This window comes from Microtetraspora fusca, assembly GCF_001570365.1.
GTDB classification, from domain to species: domain Bacteria; phylum Actinomycetota; class Actinomycetes; order Streptosporangiales; family Streptosporangiaceae; genus Microtetraspora; species Microtetraspora fusca.
Map to the genome: position 1 here is coordinate 192526 of NZ_BBYK01000050.1, position 17914 is coordinate 210439.

The 17914-nt window shown below is 68.1% G+C and carries 22 protein-coding genes, 1 tRNA gene and 1 pseudogene; 11 read left to right on the forward strand and 13 right to left on the reverse strand.

Annotation, left to right across the window (positions count from 1 at the left end; genetic code table 11):
* The first annotated feature begins 238 nt into the window (after positions 1-238).
* Together AWQ68_RS20835 and AWQ68_RS20840 are read left to right on the forward strand one after the other, a co-directional pair.
* A complete protein-coding gene (locus AWQ68_RS20835) occupies positions 239-460 on the forward strand; it encodes a hypothetical protein (protein WP_066942644.1) in 222 nt (73 codons plus the stop codon).
* Positions 448-861 (forward strand): tail fiber domain-containing protein, encoded by a 414-nt coding sequence (locus tag AWQ68_RS20840; RefSeq protein ID WP_157545531.1) that lies wholly within the window; start codon positions 448-450, stop codon positions 859-861. Before AWQ68_RS20835 ends, AWQ68_RS20840 begins: the two co-directional genes overlap by 13 nt.
* Before the next feature lie 338 nt (positions 862-1199).
* Here the strand turns inward: AWQ68_RS20840 and AWQ68_RS20845 are convergent, their stop codons facing one another.
* The 4 genes from AWQ68_RS20845 to AWQ68_RS42630 form a co-directional block, all read right to left on the reverse strand.
* On the reverse strand, positions 1200-2585 hold the full coding sequence (locus tag AWQ68_RS20845; RefSeq protein WP_245656014.1) for an amidase: 1386 nt from the start codon (positions 2583-2585) through the stop codon (positions 1200-1202).
* On the reverse strand, positions 2470-3195 hold the full coding sequence (locus AWQ68_RS45985; RefSeq protein WP_306306811.1) for a zinc ribbon domain-containing protein: 726 nt from the start codon (positions 3193-3195) through the stop codon (positions 2470-2472). The genes AWQ68_RS20845 and AWQ68_RS45985 overlap by 116 nt, the downstream gene beginning before the upstream one ends.
* Before the next feature lie 36 nt (positions 3196-3231).
* Positions 3232-3720, reverse strand: a complete 489-nt coding sequence (locus AWQ68_RS20850; protein WP_157545533.1) for a DUF5946 family protein — start codon at positions 3718-3720, stop codon at positions 3232-3234.
* Positions 3721-4216: 496 nt separating this feature from the next.
* Positions 4217-4294: transfer RNA gene (locus AWQ68_RS42630), tRNA-Sec, on the reverse strand.
* Positions 4295-4613: 319 nt separating this feature from the next.
* On the opposite strand from AWQ68_RS42630, the gene AWQ68_RS20855 reads away from it, so the two are divergent.
* The gene (locus AWQ68_RS20855) at positions 4614-5132 is read left to right on the forward strand and encodes a hypothetical protein (RefSeq protein ID WP_066942650.1); all 519 of its coding nucleotides are present in this window, start codon (positions 4614-4616) and stop codon (positions 5130-5132) included.
* 171 nt (positions 5133-5303) lie between these two features.
* Positions 5304-5543 (forward strand): tyrosine-type recombinase/integrase, encoded by a 240-nt coding sequence (locus AWQ68_RS46215; protein WP_169808956.1) that lies wholly within the window; start codon positions 5304-5306, stop codon positions 5541-5543.
* 436 nt (positions 5544-5979) lie between these two features.
* On the opposite strand, the gene AWQ68_RS20860 is transcribed toward AWQ68_RS46215, so the two are convergent.
* Positions 5980-6480, reverse strand: a complete 501-nt coding sequence (locus AWQ68_RS20860; protein WP_066942652.1) for a GNAT family N-acetyltransferase — start codon at positions 6478-6480, stop codon at positions 5980-5982.
* Positions 6481-6607: 127 nt separating this feature from the next.
* Between AWQ68_RS20860 and AWQ68_RS20865 the strand changes: the two genes are divergently transcribed.
* Entirely contained in the window at positions 6608-6913 is a 306-nt protein-coding gene (locus AWQ68_RS20865) for a hypothetical protein (RefSeq protein WP_066942654.1), read from the forward strand.
* Between the two features lie 1254 nt (positions 6914-8167).
* Entirely contained in the window at positions 8168-8407 is a 240-nt protein-coding gene (locus AWQ68_RS20870; RefSeq protein ID WP_066942656.1) for a hypothetical protein, read from the forward strand.
* 76 nt (positions 8408-8483) lie between these two features.
* Here the strand turns inward: AWQ68_RS20870 and AWQ68_RS43990 are convergent, their stop codons facing one another.
* Together AWQ68_RS43990 and AWQ68_RS43995 are read right to left on the reverse strand one after the other, a co-directional pair.
* On the reverse strand, positions 8484-8669 hold the full coding sequence (locus AWQ68_RS43990; RefSeq protein ID WP_066942658.1) for a hypothetical protein: 186 nt from the start codon (positions 8667-8669) through the stop codon (positions 8484-8486).
* A complete protein-coding gene (locus AWQ68_RS43995; RefSeq protein WP_066942660.1) occupies positions 8670-8996 on the reverse strand; it encodes a hypothetical protein in 327 nt (108 codons plus the stop codon).
* A 268-nt stretch (positions 8997-9264) separates the two neighbouring features.
* On the opposite strand from AWQ68_RS43995, the gene AWQ68_RS45755 reads away from it, so the two are divergent.
* Positions 9265-9387 carry a hypothetical protein gene (locus tag AWQ68_RS45755; RefSeq protein ID WP_281217700.1) on the forward strand — a complete coding sequence of 41 codons (123 nt, stop codon included), beginning with the start codon at positions 9265-9267 and terminating at the stop codon, positions 9385-9387.
* A gap of 267 nt (positions 9388-9654) precedes the next feature.
* Positions 9655-10554 (forward strand): LysR family transcriptional regulator, encoded by a 900-nt coding sequence (locus tag AWQ68_RS20890; protein ID WP_245656015.1) that lies wholly within the window; start codon positions 9655-9657, stop codon positions 10552-10554.
* A gap of 712 nt (positions 10555-11266) precedes the next feature.
* Here AWQ68_RS20890 and AWQ68_RS20895 read toward each other — a convergent pair.
* The 3 genes from AWQ68_RS20895 to AWQ68_RS20905 all read right to left on the reverse strand — a co-directional run bounded on the left by AWQ68_RS20895 (position 11267) and on the right by AWQ68_RS20905 (position 13799).
* Positions 11267-12601: an NAD(P)/FAD-dependent oxidoreductase gene (locus tag AWQ68_RS20895; protein ID WP_066942664.1), complete on the reverse strand. Its 1335-nt coding sequence runs from the start codon at positions 12599-12601 to the stop codon at positions 11267-11269.
* 132 nt (positions 12602-12733) lie between these two features.
* Positions 12734-13297 carry a YceI family protein gene (locus AWQ68_RS20900; protein ID WP_066942666.1) on the reverse strand — a complete coding sequence of 188 codons (564 nt, stop codon included), beginning with the start codon at positions 13295-13297 and terminating at the stop codon, positions 12734-12736.
* A gap of 61 nt (positions 13298-13358) precedes the next feature.
* Positions 13359-13799 carry a YybH family protein gene (locus tag AWQ68_RS20905; RefSeq protein WP_066942668.1) on the reverse strand — a complete coding sequence of 147 codons (441 nt, stop codon included), beginning with the start codon at positions 13797-13799 and terminating at the stop codon, positions 13359-13361.
* A 116-nt stretch (positions 13800-13915) separates the two neighbouring features.
* Between AWQ68_RS20905 and AWQ68_RS20910 the strand changes: the two genes are divergently transcribed.
* The 3 genes and pseudogenes from AWQ68_RS20910 to AWQ68_RS20920 all read left to right on the forward strand — a co-directional run bounded on the left by AWQ68_RS20910 (position 13916) and on the right by AWQ68_RS20920 (position 16529).
* Positions 13916-14110 carry a hypothetical protein gene (locus AWQ68_RS20910; RefSeq protein ID WP_157545535.1) on the forward strand — a complete coding sequence of 65 codons (195 nt, stop codon included), beginning with the start codon at positions 13916-13918 and terminating at the stop codon, positions 14108-14110.
* Positions 14111-14666: 556 nt separating this feature from the next.
* Positions 14667-15648: pseudogene (locus tag AWQ68_RS41120) on the forward strand (IS5 family transposase).
* Between the two features lie 470 nt (positions 15649-16118).
* Positions 16119-16529, forward strand: a complete 411-nt coding sequence (locus AWQ68_RS20920) for a nuclear transport factor 2 family protein (RefSeq protein WP_157545537.1) — start codon at positions 16119-16121, stop codon at positions 16527-16529.
* Positions 16530-16681: 152 nt separating this feature from the next.
* On the opposite strand, the gene AWQ68_RS20925 is transcribed toward AWQ68_RS20920, so the two are convergent.
* The 3 genes from AWQ68_RS20925 to AWQ68_RS20935 form a co-directional block, all read right to left on the reverse strand.
* A complete protein-coding gene (locus AWQ68_RS20925) occupies positions 16682-17095 on the reverse strand; it encodes a hypothetical protein (protein WP_066942676.1) in 414 nt (137 codons plus the stop codon).
* On the reverse strand, positions 17092-17604 hold the full coding sequence (locus AWQ68_RS20930) for a transposase (RefSeq protein ID WP_373281535.1): 513 nt from the start codon (positions 17602-17604) through the stop codon (positions 17092-17094). Before AWQ68_RS20930 ends, AWQ68_RS20925 begins: the two co-directional genes overlap by 4 nt.
* Before the next feature lie 36 nt (positions 17605-17640).
* The coding region (locus tag AWQ68_RS20935; RefSeq protein ID WP_157545539.1) for a transposase at positions 17641-17914 on the reverse strand (274 nt) is incomplete at its 5' end.

A 17914-nucleotide genomic window follows, 5' to 3' on the forward strand; every position in this document is an offset into this window, starting at 1 on the left:
GTCGCGTGGCGACGCGGCGGGCCCCGGCGCCAGACGGCCGGGGCCCGCTTCCTGTCCCTTCGTTACGGATCGTTCTAGTCGCTCTCGATGGTGGCACGCAGCCACTCGGCGACGGCGGTGGTGTGCACGCCGCTGCCGTCGCTCATCGCGCCTGGATCGGCACATCAGAAATCGGATACACATCGGAATCTCTCATGTACTCTTCGTGTCCGATCTGTTGGTCTCTCAGGAGGGCGCAATGCGCAGGATCATCCGACTCTTCGCCACGTCCGCGGTCGTCACCGCAGGCACAATCGCGGCTACCGCGGCCGCTGCCAGCGCCGACACCGGCTGGGCGTACACCGCCCCCCAGGTAATTGGCGACACCGGCGCGACTATCCAGTGGATACCTCTCGGCACCCTTCTCTTCAGCGACCGGAACATCAAACGCGACATCGTCACCGTGCAGTGGGACCGCTGATCTTGAACCTGTCGAGGCTCATGCGGCTGCGCAATCGACACCACCGGCCGGCTGCGCAGCCGCTCCATGACCATCGAGACGACGCTTCACCCCAAGCAGGCGCCGGCGCTGTCAACGGCTACGAGATCCTCGCCAAGGTCGCCGAACTACCCATCAGCACATGGCGGTACGAGTGGGAGCCCGATGGGGTGCGGCATCTGGGGCCGATGGCGCAGGACTGGAAGGCCGCGTTCGACTTCGGCCAGCCGGACACCCGCATCCCAGCGGTCGACGCCAACGGGGTAACGCTCGTCGCCGTCCAGGCCCTGTACCGGCTCGTTGTCGACCTCCAGCAGCAAGTCGACCAGCTCCGCGGTACCGCCTCGCAATCCGGCCAGGAGAAGCCGTCGAGGAGCGGCTGACCAGGCCGAGCATCGGCCCGCCCACTGCTCTACCGGCCGCCGAGGCGGCGAGTGTAGCAGCCGGCCGCGCCCCGCCCGATCGGCGGCCGCTGCCGGTCGGCTGCTGCGGCAGCGGCGATCGGCTCGGCCCCCCAGCGGCTTCCCGCGGATGAGCCGCAGCAGCTCCCCCGACACCAGCGCACCTTCGGCCGGTTGGGGTCGCCCTGGCCGAGCGCGTGCCAGTCCCGCAGCGCGACCGTGACCAGGGGCGGGAAACCCGCCTGACGTGATCACCCACGCCGGCCCCGTCGGCGGCGTGGGACGCGCCGCCGACGGCCTGGCTCGGCTCCTCTAAGCGCTCATCCGTCCTCTCCGGTGGAAGGGCCTTGCCGATCAGAACGGGGGGCGATGCGGGCGGCCGCATCGAAGAGCAGCCGTTCCTCTCCGGCCCGGCAGAGGAACTGCAGCCCGGTGGGGAGGCCGTCGACCGTCCCGGCCGGGACCGTGAGCGCGGGCAGGCCCAGCAGGTTCCACAGGCTGGTGAACGCGAGCAGGGCATCCCGTACGCGCACGGACGTGCCGTCCAGTTCGGTCTCCCGCTGGCCGAGGAAGGGCGCGGTGAGCGGCACGGTCGGCAGCGCGAGGACGTCGTGGCGCTCGAACAACCCATCGACGGCCTCGGCGAGCAGAGGGCGTCTGCGCAGCGCCCGGACGTACCGCCAGGCCGGCACGGCGGCGGCTCCCCGGAGGCGTTCGAGGACTTCAGGGTCGAACAGGTCGGGCGTCTCCGCCATGCGACCCGCGTGCACGGCCGCCGCCTCGCCGCTCTGGATGGCGGTGAACGCCTCACGGAGGTCCTGCACGACGCGCGGGGGGATGGAGAGTTCGCCGACCGGGTTGATCCCGGCCTCCAGCGCCGCGCGGACCGAGCTCAGAACGCGGGGGTCGCAGGGGGACAGGGCGCCGGTGTCGAGCCAGGCGACCCGAGGCTCCCGCCCAGCCGGTCGCAGGCCGTCCGGAACGAGGACCTGGTACGCGATCCGGCAGTCCTCCGCGTCCCGGGCGAGCAGGCCGACGTGGTCCAGCGTCTCTGACAGGGGGAAGACGCCGTCGGCCGGGATCCTGCCGTACGCGGGCTTGAAACCCGCGATCCCGCACAGCGCGGCCGGTATCCGGACGGAACCTCCGGTGTCGGTGCCGAGAGCGAGGGGAACCATGCCCGCCGCCACCGCGGCGGCGCTTCCGGCGCTGGACCCGCCCGTCATCCGCTCGGGGTCGTGCGGGTTGCGGGAGGGTCCGTTGGCCGAACGATCCCCCGTAGGTCCGTAGGCGAACTCGTGGGTGGTGGTCTGGCCGACCACGATCGCGCCCGCCGTCCGAAGGTGCCGCACACACGCGGCGTCGGAGGCGGGCACATGGTCGGCGAAGTGCCGTGATCCCATGGTCACGGACCGGCCCGCGACCATGATGAGGTCCTTGACGGCGACCGGGATACCGTGCAGCGGGCCCCGGTCGACGCCGTCGGCGAGTTCCCGGTCCGCCTCCCGGGCCGCGGCCAGCGACTGGTCGGCGGCCACGGTCACGAACGCGTTCACGAGCGGATCAAGCCGGGTGACGGCGTCGAGCGCGTCACGAACGAGGTCTGTCGCGGTGGTCCGGCCCGTCCGCAGATCCGCGGCGAGGTCGCTGATCGACCGGTCGGCGAAGGGGCCGAGGGGGGTGGTGATCGGTGTGGAAGGGGGCAAGGATGCCATCCTGTCGGTCGGTGAGCTCGCTGGCCGCCGTCATGCGTTCCGGAAGCCGGGGAGCAGGTCGAGCAGAGGGGTGATCATCACGGTACACACCGCCGTGACTCCGCCGCTCCCTGAAGGGAGCGGCTTCTCGCTGAGTAGCTTCCGCAGCCTTGCGAAGGGCAAGCCCTGCCCTGAGGATGTTGATCGCCGCGTTCACGTCGGCGTGCGCGGTATGCCCGCACGCCCTACAGGCGAACTCGGCCTGGGCGACGCGGTTCTCCATCGCGCAGCGGGCGCACGTGTGAGAAGTGTTGGCGGGATCGACTGCGATCAGCTCGCGACCGGCGCTTTCAGCCTTGTGCGCGAGGACCGTCAGGAACACCCCCAACCCGCCCTTGGGAGTGTCGGAACGGAAATCAGCGGTAGGACGCTGCGGGTCACCGTCGTACTGATGTGCCCCTCTTCGGCTGTCGGGGGATTGTGTCGCGGTTGAGGTGGCCATAGACGGTCGAGCGGGGGCGTCGTAGCGACCAATGGCTGATCGTCTGTCGGCAGACCCCGGAGATGATCCGGTTCCCGGCGCCACAGAGGGCGAGCCGGCCAAGCTCGCCGGCGCCGTCATCGGCTGAAGGGTAGGTCCCGCCGCCGCCTTCGAGTATCAGGCCTGGATAGATCTCCAGGACTCCACAGTCGCTTCGGCGATGGTCTCGATGCGGTGCCCGTATGTCAGATGACCATCGGACACGAAGCTGCCGTCTCTGAACGGCAACCCGCAGAACGTAGCGCGGAAGTGCCGGGGAGGTCCGCCCGGCGGGAGCGGTTCGTATGCCGCCAACGGCATCATGTCGTAGCTCGACCGTGCCCTGTGCTTGTTCCGCGCGATCTGATGAGCGGCTACGCGAAGCAGCGCGTCAAGACCCTTGTCCAGGTAGAGCTGTAGCTGGCGGAACTGACCGTCAAGGTACTTCTCGTGAGCTCTGGCAGGATGCTGCAGGAGATATGCACAGACCACAGGCGCGTGCCACCTGTACATCCGAGGATCGGCCTGCTCTTCCGAGAGGATTGCATGGTAATAGTCCGCGCATACGCCCAGCGGGCCGGCAACTGCACCGCAGTCGCACTGAGCCACAACGGGGTTATCTGCCATGATCTTCAACATAGGTGGCCGGCAACAGCCTTGTCGACGGGATTTCGACACCGTCTGATGTCCTACCGGCTATGGCCCGAAGCGCATCCCGGCGAACGCGCGAGCAATGATCGAAACCTGTGGATCGCCGGGAAGGGGGGTACCTTCCCGGATCACCCGACGATGGTCTCGAGCCTCCAGCAGACCCGGAGCGGTTCACGCAGCGCGCGGTGACACAAACCCGGCCCTGAGACGAAGCCAAGGCTGCTGTCGACGCTCCGAAACCGGATCCGGCGCTCAGAGCACAATCGCTCCGTAGCGCCGGATTTTGGTCCCCGGGCCCTCCCTCCGACATGTGGACACCTTGAGTGCCAGATCATGGAGATCTGGAGATCAAGGAGTTCCTGATGGTCATGAAGGTCTACCCGCCTGAGTTCAAAGCCGACGCCGTCGCGCTCTACCTGTCAGACCCGGCCCGCACGATCACATCCGCTTTTGTATTTCCTGGTAGCGGAGGCGGACGGGAATCGAACCCGCCAGGCCGAGATCCTCGACCTCGCCGGTTTTGAAGACCGCTCCGGTCGAATTGGTAGCCGTCGGCTGTGATTGGCCAGGTGCAGTTGCGCAGATCAGAAGGAAAATCACCCGTTTGCCGTCGTTGGCTGGATACGGCCTTGTTCGGACCTTGTGCTACCCGCGTGCCACCCAAGGGCGCGGATCGGCCTCATAATCGAGCCATCCCCTCGCTGACTCCCACACGTGCTGCTCTGAACTGACGGCATTCAGCTCGCGCTGGGCCTCCCGCGCGCGGGCTGGCCGTTGTACCGTCCTTGAGGCCGCCCGGCCGATCACCGCCCGGTCGTCGGCCGCTGCACCGGGCGGCTCCTGACCGAACGCGGGAGGACGAAGCATCGATGTCGATTCGGCTGATCGGCGCCAACCCCGGCCTGACGGTGTCCGACGGAGGGCGGCGCGTGGCGTTCGCCTCCGTCTGGCGCGCCGACTGGTCGCAGGCCGGGAGCGGCAGGGCGGTCGTGCTGTGGCACGAGGGCCGCACCAGGGCGCTGGGCCCCGACCCGGCGCTGGCCCGCTGGCTGGCCGAGGAATTCACCCGGCACTTCCCCGAGGTGGCGGGCCTGCCCTGGCCCGAACCCGAGGTCACCGTCGCGCCGGTGGACATGGAACTGGACCTCACCACCGGCCTGCGGGCGTCGGCGGCCGACGTGACCATGACCATCGACGGCCCCCCGCTGGAGCGGCGCTCCTGCCGGGTCGAGGACTTCAACCTCGGCGGGGTCGCGCATCTGCTGACCAACGTCTACATGCCCTGCCCGGCGGGCACACTGGCTGTCGGCGGCGTCCCGGTGACGGGGGACACGACGCACGCGTTCCTCGCCGACGCCGAGGTCTGGAGCGGCCCGGCCTCCAGGTGACCGTCCCGGTTCAGGGGTGCCGCCGAGAAGCGCCGCGGTCACGCAGCAACACCTCGATCGCGGCGAGCCGCTCCTCCAACCGGCGGACGCCGGCCCGGGTGGCGCTCATCTCGACCCGGCGGCCAAGGGCGAGTGGAGCCAGGTGCGGGCGCGAACCCGGACGGGAGCCCCGTGTCGCCGGAGCGGGTGACCGAAGAGTTCAAGCGGCTCGCCCGCGCGGCCGGCCTTCCCGTGATCAAACTTCACGAGGCGCGGCACACCGCGGCGACGCTCGCGCCCGAGTCCGGCCCCAACGTGAAGACCGTCTCTACCCAGCTCGGTCACGCGGACGAGCATCCACCTACGACACGTACTCGAACGTTCGGCAGGCGATCCATGACGCGGCCGCCGAGACGGCGTGGAACTTCGTGAAGGGCCGGGCCGCCAACGGCCGTTCATAATCGTTGGCAGGGTGTTCCATCAGGGCCGGTCAGGGGCCTCGGAGGAGATCACCGAATATTCGGTTGCCCGCTGGCAACCCCGCAACATACTGGGGGCGCACCACCGCAGCCGCCAATACCTGTGGCGGTGTTCTCCCAAGAACAACGAACACGATCCCGACCCGGGATCAACTCCGACAGGTCTGCCAGGCGTCCGACCCGAGTAGTTCACCCACCCGTCGCCCATCACGCCCGCTGTGGGTCTTGCTCGAAGACGGGCACGGCCACAGCGGGATCACCGGTGGACTTCCAGCTCGCTGGTCCTGCTACTTCGCGGCAACCGCCGCAGAGGAACACGCTGGCCAAGGCGCTGACCGAGCAGGGCCGGCTCGATCCGGCGCACGCAATGAATCTCGAAGAGGAACAGGTCAGGCGGGATGGCTCCGCGCCTCCGGCTCGCCGTCCCCGGCCGCCGTACGGCGTAGCGCGATCAGGATGTGGCCGGTCTCCTCATCCACCCGCCGTCCGAACTCTTCGAAGCCCATGTGACTGTAGAAGCCGCGGCCGCGGCTGTTGCCCTCGTACACCTCCAGCGTCACCGTGCCGTGCAACGCCGCTGCGTGCTCTACCAGGGCACGGCCGACACCTCGCCCCTGCGCCTCGGGAGCGACGAACAGGCCGCCGATCTCCGATCCGAGCAACCCGAGCAGGCCGACGACGCCTTGCGGCGCCTCAGCGGCTTCTCCCTGACACTCGGCGACCCAGTTGTCCGCCTTGATCAAGTACTCCTCGCGCAGCCGCCGCGCCCGCTCGCCTTCCCCCTCACCCTCGACGAAAGGGTGGGCGAGTTTCGCGGCGCGTGACCACAGATCGACGACCACGGCCTCGTCGGTAGGCCGATATCGGCGAATGATCAACTTTTCGTCCATCCGGCGATGCTAGGTAACGCATCCGCCGTGGGCAATCGATTTCCGGGCCGGTTCCTGTCGGCCGCGAGCGATCCCGATCGTGCGTGCTTCGACCGGGACCGCCCCATCGGGAGACCTCCAACGTCCGATGAGGGCGAGGGCGGCGTCGGTCCTGGTCCGGCGCATCGCTACCGTCGCCGGCATCGGGAGCGCGGCCGCGGGTGAGGTCCTGGACGACCTCGACCGGCGCGGCGGGGGGAGCCCGCATGTCGGCCTGGTGCTGCTGCTCGCCGCGGATCTGCTTGGCGAGCCGGCCCGCCGGGCTGTCGAAGCCACCGACGGCCGCGCGCTCGAGGAACCCGAAACGCGCACCGCGAAGGCTGCGCTGGCGCAGCAGCTCGCGCCGTACGTGGCCCAGGCCGTCATGGCGGAGGCCGCCGCCCGCCACAAGTGATCTCCAAGGGGACGGGTCCACGCTGTGCTCATGCACACCAAGACGATCGCCCGGTCCGGGGCTCTGCTCGCTCTGGCTGCGTTTTTCACTATCTCCGCGGGTGGACTGGTCGGCGTAGGTGCCGCCCGCGCTGCCACCGCGTCGGTCAGCCTCGCGCCCACCGCGACAGCGGGTAACCCTAGCCCTACCCCCAGCACAAACAACCCCACACCCACACCCGCCGCCACACCCGGCAACCCCAGCCCCACCCCCAGCACAAACAACCCCACACCCACACCCGGCAACCCCAGCCCGACACCGAGCGCTCCGCCGGTTAGCCCGACGCCGAAGGTGAGCTTCGATCCCAAGCCGACCGGAGAGCCCCAGGCGTAACCGTGACGATCTCGTCGTCAACGGTGACGGCTGTGATCGGGCTCGTTCACACCTTCAGCCAGCCTCCCGGCGCATCCGCAAACCAGCACGGACGGCTCAGCCCGGACCGGCGATCACCTAGATCCGGCTCACCGGACGGCCCCGCGAAGGATCTCCACGGCCGGGGGTGACATCTCCAGCTTCGTCATCTCCCGCACGCGGTGCTCGTGCGGAAACGAACGACCAGGCGGTGACAGCCTTGCCCCTCATGGAGCTGTAGTCGGGCCGGGCGTGTTCACTCATGACTTGATCTTCGCGCACCGGCCGGGCGGGAGGGTTCGTTACCGGCCGCCGATTCGGCGGGTGTAGCTCGCGGCCGCGCCCCCTCCCGCTGGCCGGCCTCCGCCGGATGGCTGCTGCGGCAGCGGCGCGTGCATGACCGCGTTCCCTGCTCGGCGCGAGCGGCACTCCGTGATCGAGCCGGCCCAGGAAAGATGAAGAGCGCGGCATGACGAAGCCGGGCCGGTGCCCGCAGTAAAGCGGGTGCCGTCCTCCCTTAGGCCGGAGACGAGTCCTCCCTTAGGCCGCGGAGGATCATCCTCTGAGAGGAGTCCGGATCGATGTCACTGGCCAACAATCGGCAGTGCGGCGTCGGAGATTATCGGGGCATCCGGTGGCCGCCACAGATGCAGGACCCGCACCTCGCGTACGCCGCGACCTCACCGCAGGAGTCCATGTGACCCGTCTTCGTCCCGCATTCACCGTCGCGCTGTTGGCCGCGGCTTTCGTGGGGGCACTGTCCCTGCCGGCCCAGGCGACCGAAGGCGGCTCGTGCACCACCGGCCCGAACGGTCCCGCGTGCCATTCGGGCGGCTGGGGAACCAAGTAATAGGAAGGATCATCATGCGTCACGCACGTCGCCTCGTCATCGCCTCGATACTGGCCGCCGCGTGGATAGTCCCCGCTACCGTTCCCGCCCAGGCTGCCGCCCAGGCCGAGTGCTATCAGATCTACAACAACAACTACAACCAGCTCCGCAGTCAGGGCTGGAGCCACGAGAAGGCGGCCGCTGAGGCGCTCGCCGTCTATGAGGAGTGCCAGCGCCTCAACGAGAACCCCGCGACGGACCACCCGACGGACTGATACAACGGCGAACCGCCCTGCGGCTGCTTCTACGGACAGGAGAGCGTGCGTAGAAGCAGCCTCTCCCGCAGTCCTTCTACCGGCCACCGATACGGCGGGTGTAGCTCGCGGCCGCTCCCCCTCCCCCTGGCCGGCCGCTGCCGGAGGGTTGCTGCGGCAGCGGCGCGTGCATGACCGCGCTCGCGCCCGGCACGGGCATCAGCCCGTACACGAGGTAGACGGACGCGTCGATCCGGCCGGGGCTGAACGGGTCGGTCGGCATTCACATCGCCCACTCGCGTTCCAGGTCGGTGAACATCCCCCGCAGCCGGACCCGGACGAGGATCATCTGCTGCGCGATCGGCTCCGCCCGCAGCAGCTTCCCCTGCTTCACCCGCACGGACTTCACGAGCGGCGGCAGCTTCTTCTCCGAGATCTCGCCTTCCTTCTGGAGCGCCTCCCACGCGGTGCGGATCGCGAGCTCGCACATGTCGCCGCCGTAGTTCGTCTCCACGAAGATGACGGCGGCGTCGGTCTCGTACGCGAGCCGGCACGCGGCGGTCGACCACTCCGTCGACGACATGACGCCGGACCGGTCGTGGTGATCCACACCCGGTTGTCGTCGCCGAGGAAGCCGCCGATGACGCCGGCGGTGTCGCGGCCGCCGCCGGACGGGTCGATCGCGACCGCGGTCTTCTGCGGCACGATGCCGTCGCCCAGGTCGCGGATGAGCCGCAGCAGTTCCTCCGACACCAGCGCACCCTCCGCGGTTGGGGGTCGCCCTGGCCGAGCGCGTGCCAGTCCCGCACGATCGACGTGCGTTTCATGTCGTCCCACCACGCGAGCAGTGCCGTTCGGTCCTTCGTCGGGATCTTCGGGTGCGGCAGCGGGTCACCAGGGGCACGGCCGAGCGGGCCGGGCCCGAACTTGGGGTCGGCGATCGCGGGCAGGTGCACGACCTTCCACCGGCCGCCCTCCTCCAGGCGGCCCACCACGAGTGAGGGTTACCCCCTCTGCGGCAGGCTGATGCTGCGGAATAGCACCGTTCCGGATGGCCTTGTGCAGGCTCTCGGCGACTCCTGCCATCTCGGGGACGAACACAGGAGGTTGGACATCCGCGACCGCAGATCCTCCTCCTGCTTGGTCGCCCCTGTGATGCCGACCATGAGGGATCCTCCGCACTCGATGTGCGAAGAGATCCAGATAATATGGCTCACAGGTTATTTTATCTAAGATTGATATCGCTGGAGTGTTATGTATCTGGAGGCATGATGGAGTTGAACTCGCTCAGGCAGTTCCTGGTGGTGGCGCGGCTGGAACACCTCAGCGGCGCGGCCGAGGAGCTTCGCGTCGCCCAGCCGTCACTGAGCCGCACCATCGCCCGGCTGGAGAGCGAGCTGCGCACACCGCTGTTCGACCGGAGCGGCCGGCTGCGGCTGAATGACGCGGGCAAGCTCTTCCGCGATTACGTCGAACGCTCCCTGGGCGAGCTGGATGCGGGGCGGCGCGCCGTCGCCGAGGCCGTCAGCGAGGGTGTGGGCACCGTACGGCTGGCATCGGAGACCTTCCTCACGCTCACCGGGCCGCTGGCGGCCTTCAAGCGAGCTCACCCGACCATTGAGGTCGAACTCCGCTGGATGGCGGCCGAGGACATGGGCCGTCACCTGCGGGCCCAGGACGTCGACCTGTGCGTCGCGTCCCAGCCGATCTCCGCTGAGGGCCTGGAGGCGGTCCAACTGCTTGATGAGGCGGTCGGTGTGGCCACGCCGCTCGACCATCCGCTGGCGAGCCGTACGTCGGTGACCATCGACGAGCTCACCGGCCAGCCCTTCGTCAGCGCCCGCAAAGGGCACTGGCAACGCCGCCTCCTGGACCGGCTCTTCGCCGCACGAGACCGTACCCCGAAGATCGTCTGCGAGGTCGACGAGCTCAGCGCCATCGCGGCCCTGATCAGCGTGGGGCTCGGCATCGGTCTCGTCCCCTCCTTCGCCCGGACCAGCTCCACGCGGGTCCCCGCCGCCTGGGTCCCCGTCGACAGCCCTGACTGCCGACGCGCGGTCACCCTGTACTGGGGCGCCGGCAGCCACCTATCCACCGCCGCCCGCCTGCTGCGCACCACGATCGCCAACTGGGACTGGATCACCGGCGAACCGCAGGAGAAGCGCTGAGGACGCTCTTCATGATCGTCACGTTCTCGGTGTCCTGCCGGCGACGTCAACGATGTGAGGCGTGATCCGCTCACCACTTCGATCGGGTGGTGCGCGGTGGCGACCAGTCCGCCGCCGTCGGTAGCCGCTGACGGGCTCGCAGCCGAGAGAGCAGCCTCCAGCTCCAGCCTGTCACGTAGGTTCACAGCAGACACCGGCGGAGGTCGTGGCAGCGTGCGGCGTCCGCAGCGCTCCTCACGGACGTTGCAGCCGTGCTGGGTGAGGTCATGGCATCGTGGCATGTTGGCCGCGGAAATGCCGTCACCAGGGCGATGCGCCCATGGTGGTCGGCCTGAGTGCGGGGGCGGAGAAGTACAAGGCCGGCCAGGCCATGCACCAGCGCGTTGAGGCGCACGGCGACGGCGAGCTCGTCATTGCCCACCGTCGTCCCCAGCCCTCAACGAACTCGGGGAGGCGAGTCGACGGGTCGAGGTCGGCAGAGTGAGGGCGGCGAGCTCAAGGGCCCTCAGCGGCAGGTCCGTCGGAGCGGAGCTCGGAGCTCAGGGTTGACCACCGGTGCCGCGCCGAGTGTGATCAGCGCGGCCATCGCCTGGTCCACGGTGACCTCAGGAGCATCTCGGTCGGGATGAGGTCGGAGACTCCCGTGGCGACCGTCAGGCGGGTGGCACAGCCGCGGGCGTGCACATGATCGACACGCCTGCCGTGCCCCGCCTCAAGCGTTGGCTGGCCGGGGCGCGTGAGTGGTGCTCGCGCTGCCCTGGCCCGGGTTTGGCCTCCTTGGCCTGCCGTACGAAATGGCCTCACAAGGTACGGCTCGGCGCGTCGGCAGGAGGTCCAGCAAGGGTGTGTCGGGGTCGGCGAGTTGTTGCGGGTCGACGGGGTGCGCGGTGGCGATGAGGGTGCGCAGGTGATCGGCGGCGCCCCGGTTGTCGATGGTCAGTGCGGCCACGGGGATGCCGCGGTCCAGCCAGATGGCGGTGAATCCCGGAGTGGTTTGCTCGCCGCGGGTGATGATGCGGTCCCAGGTGGTGGGGAGTCCGAGGTATTCGAGGGTGGAGCCGTACTGGGTGGAGAAGAAGTAGGGGACGTGGTCGATGGTCGTGGGCTTGCCGAGCAGGGTGGCCGCGGCGGCGGTGCCGTGGATGACGGCGTTGTCCCAATGTTCGATCCGTACGGGGTTCAGGTAGCGCGGGTGATGGTGGCGGGCGACGTCGCCGGCTGCCACGGCGACCGGGTGTGAGGTGCGCAGGTGCCCGTCGGTGAGGATGCCGCCGTCGACGCATAGCCCGGCCGCCTGGGCGAGTTCGGTGTTGGGGGTGGCGCCGACGCCGACGATGACGAGGTCGGCGGGGATCGTCCGTCCGGTGATGGTCTGGACGGCTTCGACCGAGCGTGTCCCGAGGATGGCCTCAACACCGTCGCCGAGGAGCAGGTTCACGCCGTGGTCGTGGTGGCGGCGGGCGATGAGGCCGCCGATCCCATCGCCCAGCACGTGGTAGAGCGGTGTGGGCAGGGGGTCGATGACGGTGGTGTGGTTGCCGAAAGTACGACTGGCGGCCGCGAGTTCTGAGCCGAGCCAGCCGGCGCCGATGACGACGACATTGCCGGCCGCGCGTAGGGCCGTGGCCAGGTGTTCGCTGTCGTCGCGGTTGCGCAGGTAGCGGACGCCGTCGAGATCGGCGCCCGGCACCTGGAGGCGGCGCGGGCGGGCGCCAGTGGCGATCAGCACCTGGGTGAAGGGGAACTCGGTGCAGTCGGCCAGCCGTACCCGCCGGGCGTCCAGGTCGAGGGCGGTGGCGGGGGCGCCGAGTGCCAGCGTGATGTCCTGGTCGGCGTAGAACTGCGGCTTCAGGACGTCGAGATCAGCGGGCCCGGTGGTGCCCAGGAGATAGCCCTTGGACAGGGCGGAGCGCTGGTACGGCAGGTGGGGTTCGTCGCCGACGAGGGTGATCGGCCCGTCGTAGCCGTGGTCGAGTCGCAGGGCCTGGGCGGCCTTCGCGCCGGCCAGGCTCGCTCCGATGATGACGATGCCGGGGTCGGCGCTCATGGCAATCCTCCAAAGCTCGGCGAGGCGCTGGGCCAGAGTGGCGGTGTCCCGATCCCGCTTGGTCGAACCGCGGAATCGGGGACACCGCCCGATCGATGGATGGGGCCTTGGGGGCTGCCCGTCCGGGTCGGGTCACTTCTGGAGAACGGCCTGGATCTCGAGGCTGATCGACACCTTGTCGCCGACCACGACGCCACCGGCCTCCATCGGGGTGCTGATGTCGATGCCGAAGTCGCGCCGGTTGATCTCTGCGGTCGCGGAGAAGCCGGCCCGCTGTGCACCCCACTGGTCCGGGCCCAACCCGTTCACCTCGACGGCCAGCGGTACCTGCCGCGTGACGCCGTGCAACGTCAGCTCACCATCGCTGGCCCAACCGTCGCCGGTCTGGCGGATGCCGGTCGAGCGGTAGCTCATCGTCGGGTACTTCTCGATCTCGAGGTAGTCGGCGCTGCGAAGGTGGTTGTCACGCATTTCGTGGCCGGTGTCGATGGAGGCGAGGTCGATCGTCGCGGCCACCGACGAGCCCAGCAGGTCCTCGCTCGTGACGATCGTGACGTCGTAGCTGGTGAACCGGCCACGCGTCTTGCTGATCATGAGATGACGGACAGTGAAAGCGATCTCAGAGTGCACCGGATCGGCTTTCCAGGTGCCGACCAGATAGCCCGGGATCTCGACGGTCGCGGGGACGAGGGTCATGGTTTCCTCCGTGGATGTGGTGCCGCGGCGACGCGGCGCAGGCGGGAGTGGGGTGGCGGGATCAGGGCTCAAGGTCGACAACTCCCTTGCCGCTGGAGATGTCGAGCGGCACCGAGACCTGGTCGTGCACGATCAACCACGTGCCGTCGATCTTCTGGAGGCAGTACGTGACTCTGACCCACATACCGCTCGTCGCCGTCCCGTTCTTCAGCGTGCCGCTGAGACGAGCGAACGCGTGCCCGAACGCCACATCATCGCCCACGGTGAGCGTCAGGTCGCGAACCTCATAAGTCACACTCTCGAAGAACGTGAACACGGGCGCCCAGTTCTTGAGCTTCGCCTCGATCCCCACGTGCTGGAGCGGCGGCTCGACGTCGAAGGACACGATGTCCGTCGCGTAAAGCCGCTTCAGACCCTCGAGATCCTTGCCTTGGAGCCCTTCGACGATCTTGTCGACCAGCTGGCGGATCTTGGCTTCATCTACCCCGCGTTGCGTAGGCATCGATACCCCAACCCTTCCTTTTGCAGTGAAATCTGGCTTCTCGCACCTCCGACGCTATGACTCAGGAGTTATCTTGTCTAAGATTAATATTGCTATGGCGTTATGCTCTGGGCGGCATGGTAGAGCTGCAGGCGGAGAGCACCCGGCGGGCCGAGCTGGACAGGCAGGTCACGGAGTTGCGCGCCGAGGTCAAGCAGTTGCGTGCCGCCGAGCGCGGGAAAGTAGGGAAGAACCCGGCCTACCCGCCGGGCGGGCCGGTGCTCGACGCTCGCGCCCGCCGCGCGGCCGTCGTTCCAGCCACGTCGGAGTGATCACCCGCGCGCCGAGCATCTGCGGGTCTTGTCGTAGCTCGGCCTGGAAGCGGGCCTGGACGTGAAGATCGTATCGACGCAGCTTGGACACTCGACGACCACGATTACCCGGGACCTATATCAGCACGTCCGACAAGCCGTACTCGACGAGGCGGCAGAGAGGGTGGTCGCCTTCCTTCCGCAACGGAGCGACACAGCCAAAGCAAGATCATGACGCGCTGTTCACATTTTGTTCACATCTCCCCACTCAACCCCGATCACCTGACGCGGTTTCTCAAGATCAAAAAAGCGAATATCTCCATATTTCACCTGGTAGCGGAGGCGGACGGGAATCGAACCCGCCAGGCCGAGATCCTCGACCTCGTCGGTTTTGAAGTCCGCTGACAGTAGCGTTTGCTGCCGTTGGTTGTGTTCGGCTGTATGAGGCTGTCGAGGTCAGGACGGATCTGTTCCGTTTGCTGTGTTGGGCAACCGAAGGCTGTATTAGAGCCTGTACGGAGTTGAGATCAGAAGGATTCGCCTGCGCTTCGGTCTCTGATGCTGATAGGCCATCGCCATGGCGCGTGGAGATCTCACCGACGAGGAATGGCCCTTGATTGAGCCTCACCTGCCCCTGGGTGAGCGAGGCCCGATCCCGAACCTGCGACAGCAGTTCAACGCCGTGATGTGGCGGTTTCGCACCGGCAGCCCGTGGCGGAATCTGCCCGCCGAGTACGGGCCGTGGTCCACCGTCTACGACAGGTTCCGCTCCTGGGCGACGGCGGGTGTCTTCGAGCACCTGATGCAGACCGTTATCGCCGAAGCCGCGGCCCTGGGGCAGGCTGACCTCGGCCTGGTCAGCGTGGACTCCACCACGATGCGTGCCCACCACCACGCCGCCGGGATGGCCCTGGACGGCGAGCTGGTCACGGCGCTGGTGGAGGCCGCCGAACAGGAAAAGGGGCTGCACCAAAGGGACAAAACCCCAAGACAGCGAAGATGGGGACGAGGACCAAGGCGAACGGCGGCGATTACGACTGCGGCGCCGGATCCGGCTGACAGCAGCCGCGCTGGGCCGCTCACGGGGTGGGCTGACCAGCAAGGTCCACCTGTCCGCCGACCGGCGCTGCCGTCCGCTGTCTTGCGTCCTCACCCCGGGCCAGGCCGGAGACAGCCCGCAGTTTCACGCCGTGCTGGCCCGCATCAAGGTCCGCATCCGCGTCGGGCGCCCGCGTACCCGCCCGGACGCGGTGGCCGCCGATAAGGCGTACTCCTCTCGCGCCAACCGCGCCTACCTGCGCCGACGCCATATCCGGGCGATGATCCCCGAGAAGGCGGACCAGGCGGCCAACCGCAAGAAACGCGGCTCCCATGGTGGCCGCCCGGTCAGCCATGCCCCAGATCTCTACAAGCAGCGCAACACGGTTGAGCGCTGTATCAACCGGATCAAGGACTGGCGTGGGCTGGCCTTCCGCTTCGACAAGACCCCCGAAAGCTATCTGGCCGGCCTTCATCTACGCGGAGCCATCTTGTGGATCCGAAGCCTTCAACCCGCCTGAAGATCCGAACTCCGCACAGGCCCCAGCGGAACTGCTTACCGAGAGCTCATAACGTGCCTTCAGCGCGCAGGGCGCTGGTGCCCTGGCCGGCGTCATGACGGGGTGCAGCTCTCGGGCCGCGTCGTCCACTGTCCACAGCTCGATCACGCCTGGGGGAGGCGCAGGAGGCTCGCAGAGTGGGCGGGGAAGTCGCGGCAACCCGCCGGGGTCGACATCGGCCCGGGGGTGGCCGCGCATGGCGCCCATTGCCCCGACGGGGCACTGACGGTCGATGGAATGGGCCTACTCGTGCGCCGGGCGCGTGCCCGGGGTGGATCCTGCGACACGGCCGCCAGTTCGACTCAAGCGCGGTCCACCTCCCTGGACGTCCGCCGCCTCCGCACTGCCGCCGGTCGGAGAACCAGGCCACTGAGCTGTCCTGATAATGGGTGGAGAGCTTCGCCTCCGTCAGATCTGGAGGGAGGGATGTCATGAGTAAGCCAGTTGCTGAGTCGAACGGCAGTACTCGTCTGGCCTATGTCCTCGGAGTGCCTCTCGCGCCCGATGTCGAACGCCAGTGGCCGCAGATGGGTGAAGTAGTACGCACCAGCAAGCTGGTCGGGGAGGTCGAGGGCAACTTCCCCGAACTCACCCTTGAAGTCGGCCGCCGCCTGTGTCTCGACGACGACGTCATTGTGGTCGAGTGGACCTGCAACTACGGCGACGGCCGCCTGTACCGGAACGTCAGTATCGCGGAACTTCGAGACGGCAAGGCCATTCGTGTCACCGACTACTGGGGCGAGCCATCGACGACTCCTGAATGGCGCCAGTCGATGACCGACCGGCTGGACATGCCCCCAGACGGAATCTGGCCCAACGCGCAGCACCTCAGCCACCACTGAAGCCGACCGTCGTTACTTCAAACCCCCTCATACAACCCGGACGTTTCTGAGAGGCGGTTCTAAGAGGGCGGTTCGTCAGTTGATGTCGCTTTCGTCGCTGGGGTTGGAAGAGGCGGGCTGGTCAGGGGGCGGCTGCTGGGCTACGGGCGTGGCTAAGTGAACAAGCCCGGCTCGGTCTCGACGAGGATGCCGCGGCTGACCAGGCGTTTGAGCTTGGAGCGGATGTTCTCGGTGTTCTTCGACACGATGGGCAGGTCCAGGGCCTGACACAGGTCGCGAGCGCGCAAAGGTCGGTCGACGTCGGCGAAGACGGTCAGAATCTGCTGGTAGGCGGGATGGCCGGGCAGCGCGGGAGGTGGTGCGGCCGGCTCGGTGTCGTCTTCGCTGGCGAGCAAGACGAGGGTCTTGCGGGTGATCTGCAGGTGATCGATCGCCTCGTCGAGTTCGTGCAGCCTCGCGGTGAGCTCGTCAATCCGGGCGCGTGTCTGTTCGGCCTCGCAGGTCAGGGCAGCTTCGCGCGCGTCGATCTTGTCCAGCAGCGGTCTGCTCGCCTCGTGGCCGGTCATGCGCCGCGCCAGGAGGTGCTGGAGGTGCCGGTCAACCGGCGGGCCATCACGTCGCTCATCGCCCAGTACACACGCGATTCGGAGCTGGCGGGGCAGTGTTCGTAGTCGCGGACCAGCCGGCGGTGCAGGGCGAGGATGCCGTAGGTCTGTTCCACCACCCACCGCTTGGGCTGGGGGACGAACCCCTTGTCCGCGGGGTTTCGTTCGACGATCTCCACGGCGATGCCGAGCGTGGCGCCGTGGGTGACGACGGCGTTCTTGAAACCCTGGTCGACCAGCGCCGTACGCACGCTGCCGGGCGGTGTGGCGGCGGCGACCCGGTCCAGCAGGGCGATCCCGGCGGTGTTCTCGTGCGCTGAGGCTGCCAGCGCCACCACCGCGATGACCAGGCCCAGCACATCCACGGCCAGGCCGCGCTTGCGCCCGGGCACTTTCTTACCCGCGTCCCGGCCCGTCGTTTCCGACGGCACCTCGGCCGCCGCGTGCACGCTTTGGGTGTCCAGCATCACCAGGCTCGGGTCGGCTAGGGCCTGTATCGAAGTCGGTCAGAGCCATTCGTTGATCGCGGCGATGAGGATAGTGGCTTCGTAGCGCACGGCGAGTTTGTCGTATCGCGTGGCGACAGCGCGGTGGCGTTTGAGCCGGTTGATGCCACATTCGACAGCGTGGCGCCGCTTGTAGATCTCAGGGGCGAAGGCGGGTGGTCGGCCGCCCTTGGACCCTTTGGCACGGCGGCTGGCGTCCTGGTCGGCCTTGCTCGGGATGGTGGCTTTGATGCCGCGCCGTCGCAGGTAGGCGCGGTTGGCCATGGATGTGTAA